Origin of the sequence: Teredinibacter sp. KSP-S5-2, assembly GCF_032773895.1 — a bacterium.
In the GTDB taxonomy this organism is placed as follows: domain Bacteria; phylum Pseudomonadota; class Gammaproteobacteria; order Pseudomonadales; family Cellvibrionaceae.
This window is the reverse complement of record NZ_CP120416.1, coordinates 1,378,139-1,395,308: the sequence shown is the minus strand read 5'-3', so window position 1 is coordinate 1,395,308 and position 17,170 is coordinate 1,378,139. Positions and strand designations below refer to the sequence as shown.

The window sequence follows — 17,170 nt, the reverse complement described above, 5'->3', positions numbered from 1 at the left end:
TTACCTGGAAATCAGAAACTGTAGTTAAATTGTAGTATCAACGCATCTAACTTGGGAAACAGATCCTGATCCTGTAACTGTCCAGGCCGATTTTTCCCAACGTCTTTCGGTACTTGGGAATAATACTCCAACCTAACGCCATATTCGTGTCCTTTGGATAATTTTTTCCCATATTTAATACCAAACGTATAAGCATCCATTTTACCGATGCGGTAATCCGCGCTGGCAAATTCCGGCGTTGCTTCCGAGTCGACTAAAAACGGCGTATAGAAATCCGCTTCACTCTGCTGGTAATACCGAACATGGGGCTCAATATAGTTATTATTACCGAATGGAATTCGATAGCGAGTATCGAGAGTATGGCTGGTAATCCCCCAGTCGTCCCCGGCATATCGATAGGAAAAATCCCAAATATTTTTACTGAATTGATACTTCGACTGGGCAAAGAATGTATGCTTCGAACGTGTGTCGGGTCTTTGCTCATAAAGGTTGGACTGAGTTGTCCCCGAAGCATCTACCACACTCACCACTTTGTAAGGGCCTGTTTGATAACCATCAACCTCGGAAATGCCAAAATTGAATTGGGTAATCCAACGCCGATTGATTACCTGCGTGACACCAAGTAAGACATCTAAAGTATTTTTTGTATCATCCGCACTGTCATCACGGGTCAGGTCAAACGCTGTGCGAAACTCATCATCGCTCGCATACTGCCCTAAATTAACTACCATTTCAGATAGCCCTACGGGTTGCCCACCTACTGGATCAATAACATCCATCGCATAAGACAACCCAAGCGATACAGATGTATTCTTTTGATTAAAATCCCGACCTAACATGCCATTCAGGGCCACGGACTGGTAATCATGCTCTGCAGAAATATGAATACCTGTGGAAAAAGTGTTGTCCGCCATGAATGGCTGAGTCCACTGCACATCTAACTGGCCACGGGTATCTTTAAACGTATCATCCAGAGGTATTTCCCCTGCCTCAGCCTGATATTGGCCATTGCCTGAGGGACGAGTAAATGTTTGTGCAGTGTTTTGAGGCACAGCACCATTTGCCGATGCCCCGGTTAGAGAGTCAATCACAAATTTCGCATTAAATACGGCATCATTTTTAAAGGTCTTATTACCAACAATCACACCTTCTAATGCGGATACCCGATCCTGCTCGCCATAGTACATAATCGCGGTATCGACATTCCAGTCATCAGCTTGCGTTGTGCTCCCTAATAACGAACAGGATGCAGCCAGTAGTGCGCCTGTGATATTTGTTTTCTTTAATTGCATCCGCAACCTCCTCCAGCATAACCTCGGCCACCACTCGTACCTTCTTTACTGAAGTAGATGTGTTCATCGAGTGACAAATCAACAGCATTTCCGTTTAATGACATTTCATCCTTAGCCAGTAAATCGCGCTCCCAGGGCTGCACACCAAGAGAACTGCATCCGGTCACAAAAAAAATCCAGAACAGATTAAAAATTAATAATTTCTTCATTGTTTACTCCCGGTTGCATTTAACAAGGATGAGATTTCATCTTCATATTGCTGCACCTTATTTTCAAAAAAGCCGCGATGGGAAAATGCCACCTTCCCGTCTGGACTCAGCATATAACTGGAGGGCATGCCTTTTACTTTAAATTCTTTGGCGTACTTTCCTTTTGGATCAAAGATAACGCCAAACTCAACGGGAACATCCCGCAAAAAGGAATCTGCCAGAGCCTTCTCCTGATCCAGATTCACCGCAATAATTCTCAACCCTTTGTTGGCATACTTGGCTTGCATTTCATTCATCCAGGGGAAGGATTTACGACAAGGGGTACACCAGGAAGCCCAGAAATCAACGTAAACGAGCTCGCCATCCTTGATATTTGCCTGCTGCTTTAACTCATTCAATACGCTGCTGGGTATGACTCTCTCAGCAAAGGAAGCCGGAGAGAGAAGGAGGATAAGCACACTAAAAAGTGATATAAATCTCATTTTTATTTCCATTGTTCCATCTTTAGCCAAAGTTTCCCCCAGTATCACGTGTCAATCTTAAGAAAATCTTAAGAAACCTAACCGCGATCTATATCATTCATAAAAGCCACCCCAAAAAAGAGAGGCCTTAAGTTTTCATTAAGCTTTATCGCAGAGAATATCCCGCAGACTGAGAATCGAATTAATGAGGCATAACAATGCAAAGCACTTTAAATGGGCGCCTGTACATAGCGATCCAATTAATGTCCTATCTATTTTTGTTAGTAGTGTGCAACACCTATGCTGATGAGGAAATGTTTCTAGATGCCAAAGAAGCATTTCAGGCCAATATAATTATCGAGGATTCCAATATTCTCGTGAGTTGGAAAATCGCCCCGGATTATTATCTCTACCGACACGCATTCAAAGCTTATGCAGCAACAGCAGATGAACAAGAGTTATTATCATTCACATTACCCGAAGGCGTAATAAGTTATGACACCTATCTCGATAAAGAAATTGAAACCTATTCTCACGATATAACCCAACGCATTACCTATACCGCACCGGGAGAAGCGCATAAGCTGATTCTCTATGCCCAAGGCTGTAGCAAGAAAGGGCTATGTTATCCACCAGAGAAATATGAGTTTGATTTACCGCGAACAACAGTACAGAAAAGTGTCAGTAGCCTCACGGAAAATAATTCCGAAAACGCCGCGAATTTATCTTTATATACTGTGATGATCATGATGGCCAGCGGATTCCTGGGTGGCCTTATTCTAAATTTGATGCCGTGTGTTTTCCCGGTGTTATCGCTAAAGGTGCTTTCTTTATCAACCAATCATCAAGACGGCAAAAGTCAAAAGCGTCATGGTCAAGTTTACACCCTGGGTGTTGTGCTCTCATTCATCGCAATCGCCAGTACAATTTTTATCGCCCGCCAATTGGGTGAACACGTTGGCTGGGGCTTTCAGTTACAGCATCCCTCATTTGTTATCAGTATGATTTATCTGTTTTTTATCATGGGCATCATATTAATGGGGTTTGTCGAAATAGGTGGCTCTTACGCAGGTTTGGGACAATCACTGGTTTCCGGTGAAAGCACTCGTGCTTCTTTTTTTACCGGCGTGTTGGCGGTGCTGGTGGCCTCCCCCTGCTCCGCCCCGTTTATGGCCCCCGCACTGGGTTATGCCTTAACTCAACCTTTTCTTTATTCATTAACAATTTTTATTGCATTGGGCTTTGGGATGGCGTTTCCCTTTTTGTTGTTAAGTTATGTTCCAGGCTTAACCAAGTACTTACCCTCACCAGGAAACTGGATGGTGTTATTTAAACAGCTTTTGGCGTTTCCATTGTTTATTACAGTCGTTTGGTTAATTTGGGTACTGTCAAATCAAGTAGGTGTTGATACAGTGGTCATGGTGTTGTTTGGTTTACTTGGTATCAGCTTTTCTCTATGGCTCTATCGTATCGCGCAACATTCCGCTCATTTTCCTCACAGAAACACTCTGATAAAAGGAATGAGCTTAACGGTGTTAAGCCTGTCTCTTTTCTTCACACTTGCGCCAAAGAATGATGCCCTGGCAATGGAGCTGACCCAGGACAACCACCGGGAATTGTTCAGTTTGGAAAAACTGGAAGCTTTACGTAATACTAATCAGGCTGTTTTTGTTGATGTCACTGCCGAGTGGTGCATTACCTGTCAAGTAAATGAAAAAATAGCGTTTACAGATCGAGTCAAGGATGCATTTAAACTTCACGAGGTTGAATTTCTCGTCGCGGACTGGACCAACGCCAACCCGGAAATCGAACAGCTATTGCGTGAGAATGGCCGTAGCGGTGCCCCTTTATATCTTTTGTACTCGAAGAATAAAGTATCACCCGAGATACTCCCGCAAATACTTACTGAGGCTACAGTGCTTGAGGCATTAAAACGAGCGCAGCTATAGCGCTCTTCTTTTAGTACGCTTTTATTACCCTTCTGGCCGAAGGTAGCGGTTAATCGCCTGAACCAAACTATGCTCTTTGTTTTTGGAGTCCGAAGTTACTTCAAAAACAAATACTCCGGCGAGATTATGATCCAAAACATACTTGGATTTCTTGACCACATTTTCGGTGTTTTCAAAATATAGGTGCTGGTAATGTCCTGAACTAAGGTGTTTTTCGTTTTCCTTCACTCTATCGACGATCACATCATAAGACACATGTTTGACTTCTTTATTGTTCCCCCCAATAAATTCAACACCATATAGGGGAATACCCGCAATCAACTTTTCTGCTTTAAAGCCGCGCTCCAGAACGGATTGAACCGCTAGAGCAAAGGTTTCAAATTCGGAATGATGACCGACAGGAGAATCCGGCCAGGCACCGGTAAAATCGAACGCCATTAAATTCACGTAATCGACATATTTCTGCACGTCAACCTGATACTGTTCCCCCTGCCAGGCTCCAGCCATAATATCAACAGTTAACAAGGTTCCTTTCGGCAATTGGGCTCTTAGCTCCGCAAGAAGCTGAACCAGCTGTTGGCTTTCTATAGGATCGACACCGCCTTTGAACAACTCATGCTGAAATGTCCAATACTCCCAGTCAATATCAATACCATCCAGATCATAGCGTTTGACGATTTCTACAATGTTATTCACTAGCGTCTTTCTGACTTCCGGAGTTCTTGTGGCGACAAGATAACCTTTGCTTGCCTCGCCCGCACCACCGATAGAAAGAATAACTTTTTTCCCCTGCTGCTTTGCTTTAGTAATTACTTCGCTCGCAAAGCCGTCAATATGCTCAGTAATTATCGAACCATCGGACTCAGGAAAAGCTGCAAACAAAGTAATATGAGAAAAATGCTGCCACTGTAAGCTATCAACTTCTTCTGAGGAATGTTTCCAGTATGGATAGACAGCAATAACAACTTTTTCTTCGGGCAGTACTTTAGAACAAGACACCAGACTTACGAATACAGATAATACTACTATTTTGAAAAACCACGACAAACCCATTTCCCTGACTCCGTTGTTAGAAACAATTAGGAAACTCTATGGATACAACGTATAAAGCTCAACTATTACTCGAAAACACCTATAAAAAACCAAACATAAAAACAGATCATTTTAAATCTGCGATATAAACATTTATTTCAGCACGTTTTCATTGGACACGTTAAATATACACACCTAACTTTTCAAATGCGAGTTAGAGAGCACAGAAAAACCAGTATCAAGAAAGATTTTACAAATACCAAATGAGAATTTAATTAAGGCATTTGCACACCAACAAACAGAAAACAAAAACGCCTATTTTTTGCACTGGATCGTAGTAAATTGGAAATAACGCTTATCTATTTTTTGATAGAAAACCAGGCATGGATAAATAAATTCTGATAAAACAGAACGGGGCTCGAAAAACCACCCGCCAGAATAAACGCTTCGATATCATTAATGGATGACACCATCACCTTTTTCCCAAAGTTTTCTATCTCTGCATTGGGCACATCAGCGTACTTCATGGTTCTAACCCAGACATTCAACAATGCCTGTTGAGGTTGCGATGAATAGCCAGATGACAAATCCGCATTCAACAGTACGCCCCCATTTTTCAAACGTTGAAATATTTGCAAAAAATACTCTTTCCGTTCATCTTCCCTAAGTATGAATTGAGAAACCAAAAAGGATGTTGCCGCATCAAAGTGCGTTTCAACCGACAAACTCGACAAGTACCCCTGATGAAACTGGCAACGATGTGCGATTCCTTCCGCTTTCATTTTTTCCCGACATACTGCCAACATCGTGTTTGACGGTTCGACCAGCACAAATTGCCATGTGGGGTTCGCCTTCGCCAACTCAACCACTTCAATACCGGTTCCCACACCAACGCACAACACATTTGAATTTTCAGGCAGCTCAGACAAAATCATTCTGGCCAGGAGATGCAACGAATCCCGCATAGGGGAAAGTTTTTCTAATCGCTTATCATGATGACTGGCATTAGACTCATCAAAATAATTATCCGTTTTGAGTTGTTGTTTTTTCATCAATCCACATTTTTACAACCAGTCAATCTACTCACCCCTATTTGATGATCCTGGTTGATATAACACTCCATCATATGCACAAAGTAATTAGGCTAGTCATTGTGAATAACAGAACATGCGTTATCACATCATTAAACAGCAAGACTAAAACCCGACGGTTAAATTTTATCAGATCCTGCTTTCATCCATGAAAACTAGCGCGTCAGCATTTTTCAATTCGTTTACACACATATTTTTCAAGGATATTAAATTCAACTTAGCTTTTCTTGCTCATCGGCTTACAGATACCGAAAACATTGGCCCCTTAAAAACCAGACACACCTGCTTGCTTCGTTTTACACAGAAAAAACCTCAACAAAATATTTTAAAAAAATGTTTTATTTTGTAACAAATTGCAGGGGTAGACCTGCATTGTTGTTTTGAACGACATCTTTTTTGAATTAATTTTGACGTCTGTTTTATCTAAAACAATATGAATAAAAAACATTGAGGAAACATCTTTGTGAGTCGTCCTGTCTGGGATGAAATACATCATCTATAGTCATTTGTGCTGGCTCATTATTTCTATGAGAAGAAATCAATCTTTGATTTCAAGAATAAGAATCAACGCAAGTCACCTAAATAACGCAATGAACCAAACATTTATAAATGCAGCCGTTCATTATTTCTAATAAAAAGGTAGAGCTATGTATAAGAGATACCCGAAACAGCTTGCCCTATTGCTCGTACTGGTCACGCTGTTTTCCAGTTTTGCACTCAGGGTTTTTGCAGCAACCACGGCAGATCATGAAAAACAGATTGTCGGTTACATCACCCAATGGGACCCCTGGAAAGACACCAAAGCGGGATTCCCGGCAAAAGGCGCGTCCAACCATTTAAATGTGGACATGTCCAAATACACCATTCTTAACTATTCATTTTTCGGTGTGGCTGTCGATGGCTCACTACACTCCGGTGACTACCGAAATAAGAAGATCTACCAAGATGGTGTTGTACAACAACCCGCTCCCATTCTGATGACGGATGTGTACAGTAGTTGGGATCTGTATTTGATCTGGGGTGAGTTACAACCAACTTACACCGAAAGTCAGGCAACCAAAGACCAAGGTTTTGTGGTTTCCGGTCAAAGCTGGACTCACCAACCTTCTGGTTTATCTGGCAGCTTCCCAATTCCTGCGCGCAAAGTTGGTGGCAAGCCCGGCTTAATCGAACACGCTCATGCAAACGGTGTGAAGGTAATGGCCTCCATCGGTGGCTGGAGTATGTGTAAGCACTTCCCGGAAATGGCAGCAGACCCAGCGAAACGTGCCAAATTTATGGAAGGTGTAAGAACCCTTATGGGCCTTGGCTTTGACGGTATCGATCTGGACTGGGAATACCCAGGCCCCTTCACCGGCATGAACTTTACCGGTACCCAAGCTGACTACGCGAACTTCTTAACTCTGGTAAAAGAAATTCGCGCTGAAATTGGTCCAGATAAATTAATTACTTCTGCTTTCTCTATGGTGCCAGACAAACTCGCCGGTTTTGATTGGACAGAATTAAATAAATACATGGACTACTACAATATGATGACCTACGACGTGAACGGCGGCTGGTCTAATATTGCAGGACACAACTCTCCGCTATACAACTACCCTGGCGCAGAGTGGGATCTAAGCTGGGATGTTACCGCACAATGGTTACTGAACCAGGGTATCCCCGGCCATAAAATCAATATGGGCTTTGCCTTCTATGGTCGTGGTGTGGTTACCGAAGCACCTACGGGTTTGAATCAAACCACCATCAAGCGTGATGTCACCATTCAACCAGACGGCCCCATTACCACGGCTGCAGATTACGACAACTGGAAAGAAGAAGTGTACGACGGTACACCTAACTTCTTCTTTATCGAATCGCAAAAAGCCAACGGCTGGACTGAGCATTGGGACGACGACGCCAAGGTACCATACCTAACCAAAGACGCTGGAACCAAGAGTTACTTCCTCAGCTACGATAACGAGCGTTCAATTGGCTTAAAAGCCCAATACGTCAATGACTATGGCTTAGGCGGTGGTATCGTTTGGCAAGTGGCCGGTGATTTTGAATGCGTTGGTGGTTACACCATGCATGGCAAATTGCCTGTATGTAACGGCGTAAACCCCAAGCTTGCCAATAAGATGAACGAAGTCTTTGCGCTGGGCTGTAAGGGTTGCCCAACTATTCGCATTACTTCACCTATTGCCGGCGACCAAATTGCACCGGGTGATAACGTTACCTTTACTGTTGCGGCTAACGACGCAGACGGACAAGTCATCAGCGTTGAGTACTATGCGAATGATCAGCTAATTGGTACTGCCAGCAGTGCGCCGTTCTCCTTTACCTGGAACGCAGTTCTTGCAGGTAAGTACGACATTGTTGCTGTTGCCACAGACAACGCCAACAATGCCCAACGTTCTGCAGTATTAAAACTGGATGTAAACAATGACCACCTAGCTCCGGAAGTCACAATTACAGCACCGGGCGCAAAAGTCGTTCAAGACACTCTGGGCAGCGTTGCTATCTCAGCTGACGTTATTTACACCTTGGGTTCAGTGACTGGCGTGCAGATGTCTGTTGGCTCTGAGCAATTGGTCGTCAGCCAGGCAGGTGACACATACACCGCAGCATTCTATCCAGCCAGTTTTGGTAACTACACGCTTTCTGTTGTGGCTACCAGCAGTGATGGCTTCAGCAAAACAGTCACCACTGACTTTGCTGTGCTAGCGTGTGATGCACCGGCCTGGAATGCAAGCACTGTGTATGCTCAAGCAGGTACCGAAGTAATTTACCAAGGCATGCTTTATCGCAACAAGTGGTACATCTCGGGTACACCACCAAGCAGCTCAGCTTCTGGCCCGTGGGAGTTCATCAAAAACTGTGACGGCAGTGGGTCATCTTCCAGCTCCAGCAGTTCATCGTCGTCTTCATCCAGCTCAAGCTCATCTTCAAGCACAAGCAGCTCGTCCAGCTCCAGCAGTTCTTCTTCTGGCGGCAGCACCTGTTCTGCGTATGTTGCGGGTAACAGCTATCAAGTGGGTGAGGTAGTGACCAATGCTGGTGGCTACTACAGATGTACAGTTAGCGGCTGGTGTTCAAGCGGTTCATCCGCATACGAGCCGGGTGTAGGCTGGGCTTATCAATACGCCTGGACGAATGCATCAGCAAGTGACTGCGGTACTTCCAGCAGCTCTTCCAGTTCATCATCCAGCTCAAGCAGCTCGTCTTCGTCTAGCAGCTCCTCTTCCAGCAGCTCTAGCTCGTCCAGTAGCTCATCTTCATCCAGCTCGAGCAGCAGCTCTTCTTCAAGCTCGTCTGGTGGCACAACGTGTACCGCGCCGAACTATGTTGACGGCGCTGCATACAGCACAGGTGACACGGTTCAAGCCGGTGGTATTGAATACCAGTGTACCGTTGGCGGATGGTGTTCTATCGGTGGACCATACGCGCCAGGAACTGGCTGGGCATGGCAAAGTGCCTGGACTTCTCTTGGAGCCTGTCAATAACTTAGCCACAATCTAATCGTTAGATTGCATCGTTGTAGCCCGCGTTTTACGCGGGCTTTTTTTACTCACCTTGTTGCAAGGTATGCGAATTACTTTTCATTAATAGAGAAAACATCCCGCCTTCCCTTTAATTTGTTTGGTATTTAAGGCATCAAACTATTGCACCACTACAGGGTTTTCAAAGCGAATGTTATCCAACTGAAAACGAAAACCAGATTGTGGTATCACCCAGTCCGGTAATATATTTATCCCAACAGGCACAGCGGTAATATCCATCCCATCAGAAATTAACTGAGAAACAGGTATCCGAACTTCTTGCCAACGATCGACCAGGCTCTTATCAATCCTATGACTTGTTCCATTGCACGGATAGCCACAGTTATATACCAGACTTGTCGTTTCAGCGCCGACAGACAGTATTTTTATATCGAAAACATAATCACCATTTATAAATTCGGAAAAATCCGGGCCTAATTGCTGTGGTGGGAATATATAGAAGGTTCCCAATACGTCATCTTTATTAAAGGATATCTCCAAGACATTCTTACGTACTGGATCGCCGGAGAATACTTCCGTCCATTGAACATGATTATTTACATCAGTGTAAAAATAGTTTCCATTCCACTCCGTGTCCCAGGCACCAAACCCGCCCCATTTACTATCCAGGCAATTACCGTAAACATTGCCAGGTTGATCAACACAACCCGATTTTTCCCAACGTATATTGTCCAGCTGGAAATGCACGCCTTGCTGCAAATTCCAATCTGGATTAATTTGCAGAGCAGTACCTACTTTTGATAGATCTAAACCTATCGACTGTAAATCGTCGACATTAAAAGAAACTGATTGCCATTGCCCTACTTCTGCCACAGGCACTTGGAAAGGTGCACTCTGACAAGGCCAGCCACACTCAACTTGCAACCAAATATTTTCAGTTAACCCCATGTCCAATACCCGGATATCAAATTTAAGTTGGCCGCCTGCAAATGCTGTCATATCAATGAGCTGCTCTTGTTCAGGATATCCACTCAAACCGCGTTTTGCGGTCAATAATTGAAAGGTTCCATTGACAGCACTGTGATTAAATTGAACATCGACAACACGATTATGGGCTTGATCTTGTAAATTTTGAATTGACCATTGAACGTGATTCTGAGTTGCACCGCTAAAATAATTAAACGGCTCCAAGCCTTCACTCATCTCCCAACCCGATAACCCTTGCCAAGTAGGATCAACGCATTCGATAAAGACATCACCTTCTTGTTGAGTACAAGGTTCAACGTTGACCGAAACACTATCTGGAATACTTTCAGTAACACCATCATTTACAACAAGGGTAAATTCCACTGATTTCCCCTGAAGCTCTGCTGGAATAAATGCAATAAGCTTTTGTGTTGTGTTATCCGTTGTTACTTTTCCTTCACTATCCAATAATAAAACGGACTCTCCTCCATTATGTGTCCATTGGTAGGTTAAGGTAGTGTCTACCTGGGCCTGACTACCATCCTCATTAAAGGCATAAGCGCCACCATTTAATTCAACCTGCTGCCCGCCGGAAACGGTTACATCATCACCTGCATCAGCTAACAACCCACCGCCACAGGCCGTTAATGCTGCAGATACCATCACTACAAGCAAAGATAAAAAGCGTGTCATCAATATTTACTCCTCAATTGTTATACTTTTCCAGTTCCACAGCTGACAACCTCAAAACCCGCTGACTCCTGTCTTTAAATCCGTAAACTGAGCAGACCTTGAGGCTGCCAACATAAGCAATAACACCTGAGCCACAGACCCCCTCCATTTTTTTTGAAAAAAATAATGCGATCAAAATTTAGACACAAAGACTCTATTACAGGCTCTGTCAACGAAAGCCGAGACTAATAGGTAAAAAGATGTGATTAGATGGAGGATAGAAAACCAGGATGTAATTACTAGCCTACCAGGGCCATAAATGGCCCCATTAGAGGCAGCACAACGAATAAAGAAAGGAGCTAGTTTTCAAAACGAATATTGTCTAACTGAAAAACCAAGCCATCCTGAGCTTTTGAATCCGACGGAAAAATATTAATCCCTCTGCGAACATCATTGATATTCATACCTTGTGCTTCCAATGTGCGTACTGGAATACGTACCTCCTGCCATACTCCTGGCTCGCCGAAGGAAATCACATTTTTAATACCCTCGCAGTCCGGGCCGCAATTATAATAGACCGCTGCATTCTCCGAACTTGGCGATATCAAGCGAAAATCAAATACAAAGTCCCCGTCGCTATAATTCGATACACTCGTATTGAAATTTAGCGCTTCCGTAAAAAATCCACCGTAAACCCCCGGCTTCACAAAAGAAAGCTGGAGTACATCACTTCGTTCAGGGTCGCCAGGAAAAACCAACTCCCAAAAGACATGTTCACCAAACGTAGGGTCATTCAAACCACTGCCAATAATCAAGGTGCCTTCAGAATCCCAGGTTCCAGGGCGAAACCAAGTAGGATCAAAGCAGTCTCTAAATACTTGCCCAGCAACACTGTCGCATATATCTGTATAAAAACGGATATTATCTACCTGAATATGAAAACCTTGTTGCTGCAAACTCCCAGGGCTGATTTTAAAAGCACTGGTTAGGTTGGAGAAATCTCGTCCCAAGAATTCAATCATGTGGGAGTACACTTTTTGGGTAAACCATTGGCCAGAGGTATCAATCGGAAGTTGCAATCGGGGCCCGACACAAGGCGTTTGGCATTCCCCTTCAAGAAAAATCGTATCGTTACCCGCAGCGTCAAGCACTCGCATATCAAAATGCAAACTATCGCGAGAATAGGTGGAAAAATTGCCGCCAGAGGTGGCTGAGGTGGAAACATAAGCCATTTCCCGCGAGGAAATAAAAATCGCGCCCGCACTGTTTTCTTTACGAAATTGAATATCCAATACTTGGTTGTGCTCATCATCAAGTAGATTAAGCACAGACCAATTAACATGACGCTCACCCTCCCCGGTATAGAAAGTTTGAACCTCTTCCATATTGATTCTTTCTTCACTGGCAATCCCTTTCCATGACGGATCAATACAATCAACAAAAATATACGTGTCTTTATCGACACACGGAGTAACATTTATGGTAATCACTTCGGAATTATCTCGAGTACCGCCATCATCAATATCCAATTGCAGACTAAAGCTTTCTCCGGCATAAGATGCAGGTATATGCACCAATAGATCACGAGAATCGGGGGCTTCCACCGCAGTCCCATCGGGTTTTAAAAAACCGATAGGGAAATCGCCAATTAACGTCCAGCGGTAAATGGCATGCTTTGACGTACTGCCTGCACCCAATATACGAACAACATCACCAGGGCTTGCGGTCAAATCCTCTGTCAGAATAGCGCCAGAACCATTTTCACCGGAGTCAATTTGAGTGACATTAGTCGTATCAAACTGCGCACTATTGTCTCCCGACCCACAGGACAAAATCCCAAGCACACAAGTTACATAAAATAAGTATTTCATAGTCATTAAAACTGTTAACAGAACCCTCTACGAAAACAGCTAATCTCCCGCCTGCAGTGTTACCTGTGTTCCATCATCGGAAAAAATCGGAGTTATTGCCAGAGAGTGAGCCAACACTTTTACGGTCGTTTCAAATTCAGCAATCTGGATAACCGCCGTAATCTCCATTTCGGCCATTTCTGAATCGGCGAGCAATACAGTTTGAGGGTAATAGCGCCGTAAATCTTCGATTACCGCGTCCAAACGAGCACGCTCATAGATTAATTTTTTGTCTCGCCAACTTAATCGTTGATGCGCGTTTACCTCATCGGGCAGAACGCCTTCTTCAGCGTCAGACATAGAGAGCTGCTGATCTTTAATCACAACAGCTTGTGCATGAAATTGATGATTATTCTGGTCATAGTGTCCAATCTCAACCTTGCCCCCTAACACCGTGACCTCAATATCTCCCTCGAGAACCCGGACTGAAAATTGAGTACCAAGAACACGAACACTACCGAAATGACTATTAATAATAAAAGGTCTATTCGGATCCCTGTTTACGTCGAAAAACGCTTCACCCTTTTCCAGGAACACTTCACGTCTATTGTTAGTGACCGCCACTCTCAGTTGACTATGTGTATTCAAAGCAATATCAGAACCATCTTGTAAGGAGATACGCTTGAATTCACCTTGAGCAGTTTGTATGTCATAACTCTCAGAGAGAGTCGAACTCATATGAGAATACAAAAAAACGCCCACAAGAAGAATTGCACAGGTTGCAGGTATCGCTAACCAACGTGTCATCCAGGTAAAATTCATTCGGTTTTCCGGAAGGCGATTCAATACCTCCCCTCGCTGCCAGAGTTCTTCCACCTTGATATAGGCCGCTTGATGTCGTGGAGACATCTCCAGCCAACGCATAAATGCCTGCTCCTGCTCAACTGTTAGGTTGGACGATTCAAGCTTGGCTAACCATTCAATGGCTTCATTTTCTGCGCGACGATTCAGAGCGTTGTTATTCATTCATGCTCCCCTCTTCAAGCACTTCCCGTAAAAATTTGAGTGCTTTTATGATATGTTTTTCAACCGTGCTTTCTGCAATATTTAACTCCAGACTGATTTCTTTGTAACTTTTCCCATCTACTCGACTGAGTAAAAATGTACGCCGATATTTTTCTGGTAAACGCTCAATAGAATTCTCCACTTTCTCCAGATCTTTTCGTGCAGTGGTAGAGCGCTCTGGAGACAAATCATAGCTTTGATCCGGGTTTTGATTCGCCAGGTATTCACGATGCCTGTTGATTTTTCTAATACGGTTCAACGCCAGATTGGCTGCCGTCTGATACAAGTAGGCCTTTGGATTATCCAATTCGGAGATATTTCCCAGCTTCAATACGCGCTGAAACGCATCTTGAACCACTTCTTCCGCATCATCCTGGGATTTATTGAACTTAAATGCGATAAGCTTCTTTAAGTCCACACCATACTTTTCAAATAAGGTGCCAAGCAAACTTCGATCTTCCAGCATCTATAACTCCACTCCCAAACCGAGTGAATAAGCCCTACCTTCAGAAGCGTTATTACGAATACCTCCTACTAATGCGTTTAAATAGGATTCATCGGTTAGATTCTTTACCGAAAAATCCAACGACCAATCGATATTCGCCACAGAAAAACGATAACGTGAAGAAAAATCAAAGGTCTGGTATGCAGCAATGGGGTGAAGGTTCTCAGCATCGGCGTACCGTTCACCGACATAATTTACCCCTAGACTCATATCCCATCGTTTTATTGGCATGTAATTGATAAAGAGACTGCCACTGTGTTCAGCTACTAGCGGTGATTGATTTCCCTGCCATTGACCGGAGATAATTTCCGGCCTCATATAGGCATAGCCTGCGATGAAATTAAGCGATGGCCAGGGAGATAGCGTCACATCAAAATCCATTCCATTTACTTGTTCCTCATGCCCGGACAAAAGACGTCGCTGTCCATTCACATAGCGGATATCAATAATATTTTCTTTATTGATTTGGTACAGAGCAAAGCTAGAGAGCAATTTTCCATTCCATAATAGCGATTTAACACCAAACTCCAGTTGATCCGATAACTCAGGTTTTACAGGCGAATCCCCACTATAGTCAATCCGATAATTTGCCTTTAACGCTTCACTGTAATTCAAATAGAGTGACTGATTCTCCAAAGGCTTAAACACCACTCCGACCTGAGAGGAAAACCGATTATGGTTGCTGAGTTCGATTGTACGGTTATCATGGCTCAGAAACTCTCCTGAAATTGACGAATATCGAGTACCAAGCGATACCAGCCAATATGGGCTTAATTCAATAACATCTTGAACGAAAAAACCCAGATCCTGAGTTTGTAACTGAGATTCATTTTCCTCCAAGTTCCCCAATCGGGATGTGGATGAGGAAATGGTATTCAGCACTTCCTGGAAACCGGTATCAAACTCTTCCGGCGTCCATTCCTTGCCAGTAAATAAATCACGTTCCTCGATAATATAACGATGCTCTCGGTCCGCTTGGTATGCATCTATCCCCAATGAAAGATAATGTTCAGTAGCAAAGAAAGATACATCCCCCTCCAATCGGATTTTCACTTCTCCCGTATTGTCACTAGAAAACTCATCGTAGATACTTTTGATCGTACCAATACGGTACCGTGTTGCTCCGCTACTAGAATCAAAGATCAACGGCAACGCCATTTGCCCACCCGCTATATAGACCCGAAATTGTTCGCCCAACTCATCCGGATCAAAAAACAAGTCTTTATTAAAGATGGTGTCAATAGATGTCCGAACACCTTCTCGCTCTTCATTGTGTAGAAAGACACTTGTTTGTATATGCCAGCTCGCAGAAAGATAATGATCAAATTCAACATCAATCAGAGAAAATTCCGCACTGAATTCCGGTCTATTTTGCTGCGCTAATGCAGATAAAGAAATGCTATCCGAGGCATCACCATGGGGAAATAACACCTCATATTCCCTATCCCATGTCTGTCGGAAACGGCGGTGCTCAATTGCCATATTTATCATTGTATCGGGAGTCGCTTGCCAATCAGCCGATATGGTAAGCATGTCGTTTTCAATATTATGATATCCACCGGATTGATTCTGGGAAGAGCTGGCACCAATAACGCGGTAACGTATGTCGGCAACGTTTCCTAGGGAGTTGTTCCAATCGACGGAAAACTCTTTACGGCCAAATGAACCTCTCTTTGCGGTAGCGTGGAAGAAATGGTTAGACTGTGGCCCCTTACGAATAACATTAATTATTCCCCCCGGTTCAGCTTGGCCAAACAACAACGTGGACGGACCTTTAAGAATTTCTATTCTTTCGATATTCGCTGGGTGAATTTTCCCACCGGCAGAGTCTCCCAAACGAAAACCATCTACGTAAATTGCATGCCTTTGAAAACCTCGAATATAGGCGTCATCGTTGCTATTTGAAATACCATCCCCCGGAGTGATGCCACTGGCAAACTTCAATACATCAGCTAATTCTCTCGCCTGTTGGTCTTCAAACAACTCAGCAGGAATGGTATTAAGAAACCGGGAAGAATCGAAATAAGACACACTGCCATGCATCTGCGAATTGGTGACAGTATGATAACGAAAGGGGTACTTATTGCCCAAGACCAGAGTTTCATCAATTGAGCTGGAGTCACTCTCCTGAGCAATTACCAGATCCGGCTCAGCATCAATCACCCTCCGCCGAATAACGTATACCCCTTCATCAGGTAAATATTGATAGGTTAGAGAACTCGATGCCAACAGCAAGGTTAAAGCACTGTCGATCGTATGTGGGCCGACGATAGGGTTAGAACGTTTTCCTTTAAGTAACTTATTGTCCGCGACAATAGAGACTTGCCCTTGTAAACCAAACTCAATAAGCCCCGACTGTAAATTCTGGGCAGGCAAATCGAAAAAACGAATTCTGCTCTCAGAGGAGGCCTGAACGGAATAATTAAGAGAAATAAGTATTAATACAACGAATGCGCGAACTGGCACTAAAGATTGAAGAAAAGCATCCATGATAATTCGATAACAGACTTATTGATTTTGCCGGCAATAATAAATGCTCTTATCGATTATGTATATGCTAAAAGTAACTCTACAATCCATCAATAATGGCAATCAT

At 43.6% G+C, this 17,170-nt stretch carries 12 protein-coding genes; 2 read left to right on the top strand and 10 right to left on the bottom strand.

Annotated features, from left to right (window positions below):
- Window positions 1-11: 11 nt before the first annotated feature.
- The 3 genes from P5V12_RS06465 to P5V12_RS06455 are packed head-to-tail and all read right to left on the bottom strand — an operon-like array spanning window position 12 to window position 1,983.
- Complete coding sequence (locus P5V12_RS06465) at window positions 12-1,292, bottom strand: DUF3570 domain-containing protein (protein ID WP_316956530.1); 1,281 nt, start codon at window positions 1,290-1,292, stop codon at window positions 12-14.
- Window positions 1,283-1,501 carry a DUF4266 domain-containing protein gene (locus P5V12_RS06460; RefSeq protein WP_316956529.1) on the bottom strand — a complete coding sequence of 73 codons (219 nt, stop codon included), beginning with the start codon at window positions 1,499-1,501 and terminating at the stop codon, window positions 1,283-1,285. Before P5V12_RS06460 ends, P5V12_RS06465 begins: the two co-directional genes overlap by 10 nt.
- Window positions 1,498-1,983, bottom strand: coding sequence for a TlpA family protein disulfide reductase (locus P5V12_RS06455; protein ID WP_316956528.1), 486 nt, complete (start codon window positions 1,981-1,983; stop codon window positions 1,498-1,500). Before P5V12_RS06455 ends, P5V12_RS06460 begins: the two co-directional genes overlap by 4 nt.
- Before the next feature lie 242 nt (window positions 1,984-2,225).
- Here P5V12_RS06455 and P5V12_RS06450 point away from each other — a divergent pair, with 242 nt between their 5' ends.
- Window positions 2,226-3,911 (top strand): protein-disulfide reductase DsbD, encoded by a 1,686-nt coding sequence (locus P5V12_RS06450; protein WP_316956527.1) that lies wholly within the window; start codon window positions 2,226-2,228, stop codon window positions 3,909-3,911.
- A 24-nt stretch (window positions 3,912-3,935) separates the two neighbouring features.
- Here P5V12_RS06450 and P5V12_RS06445 read toward each other — a convergent pair whose 3' ends face one another.
- Window positions 3,936-4,958: a glycoside hydrolase family 18 protein gene (locus P5V12_RS06445; RefSeq protein WP_316956526.1), complete on the bottom strand. Its 1,023-nt coding sequence runs from the start codon at window positions 4,956-4,958 to the stop codon at window positions 3,936-3,938.
- Window positions 4,959-5,302: 344 nt separating this feature from the next.
- On the bottom strand, window positions 5,303-5,995 hold the full coding sequence (locus P5V12_RS06440; protein ID WP_316956525.1) for a class I SAM-dependent methyltransferase: 693 nt from the start codon (window positions 5,993-5,995) through the stop codon (window positions 5,303-5,305).
- A 686-nt stretch (window positions 5,996-6,681) separates the two neighbouring features.
- Here P5V12_RS06440 and P5V12_RS06435 point away from each other — a divergent pair.
- Window positions 6,682-9,519 (top strand): glycosyl hydrolase family 18 protein, encoded by a 2,838-nt coding sequence (locus P5V12_RS06435; protein ID WP_316956524.1) that lies wholly within the window; start codon window positions 6,682-6,684, stop codon window positions 9,517-9,519.
- 156 nt (window positions 9,520-9,675) lie between these two features.
- On the opposite strand, the gene P5V12_RS06430 is transcribed toward P5V12_RS06435, so the two are convergent.
- The 5 genes from P5V12_RS06430 to P5V12_RS06410 form a co-directional block, all read right to left on the bottom strand.
- A complete protein-coding gene (locus tag P5V12_RS06430; RefSeq protein WP_316956523.1) occupies window positions 9,676-11,175 on the bottom strand; it encodes a putative glycoside hydrolase in 1,500 nt (499 codons plus the stop codon).
- 338 nt (window positions 11,176-11,513) lie between these two features.
- Entirely contained in the window at window positions 11,514-13,025 is a 1,512-nt protein-coding gene (locus P5V12_RS06425; protein WP_316956522.1) for a hypothetical protein, read from the bottom strand.
- 39 nt (window positions 13,026-13,064) lie between these two features.
- Window positions 13,065-14,030, bottom strand: a complete 966-nt coding sequence (locus P5V12_RS06420) for a FecR family protein (RefSeq protein WP_316956521.1) — start codon at window positions 14,028-14,030, stop codon at window positions 13,065-13,067.
- Window positions 14,023-14,535 (bottom strand): RNA polymerase sigma factor, encoded by a 513-nt coding sequence (locus tag P5V12_RS06415; protein ID WP_316956520.1) that lies wholly within the window; start codon window positions 14,533-14,535, stop codon window positions 14,023-14,025. The genes P5V12_RS06420 and P5V12_RS06415 overlap by 8 nt, the downstream gene beginning before the upstream one ends.
- A complete protein-coding gene (locus tag P5V12_RS06410; protein ID WP_316956519.1) occupies window positions 14,536-17,064 on the bottom strand; it encodes a TonB-dependent receptor in 2,529 nt (842 codons plus the stop codon).
- Between the last annotated feature and the right edge of the window lie 106 nt (window positions 17,065-17,170).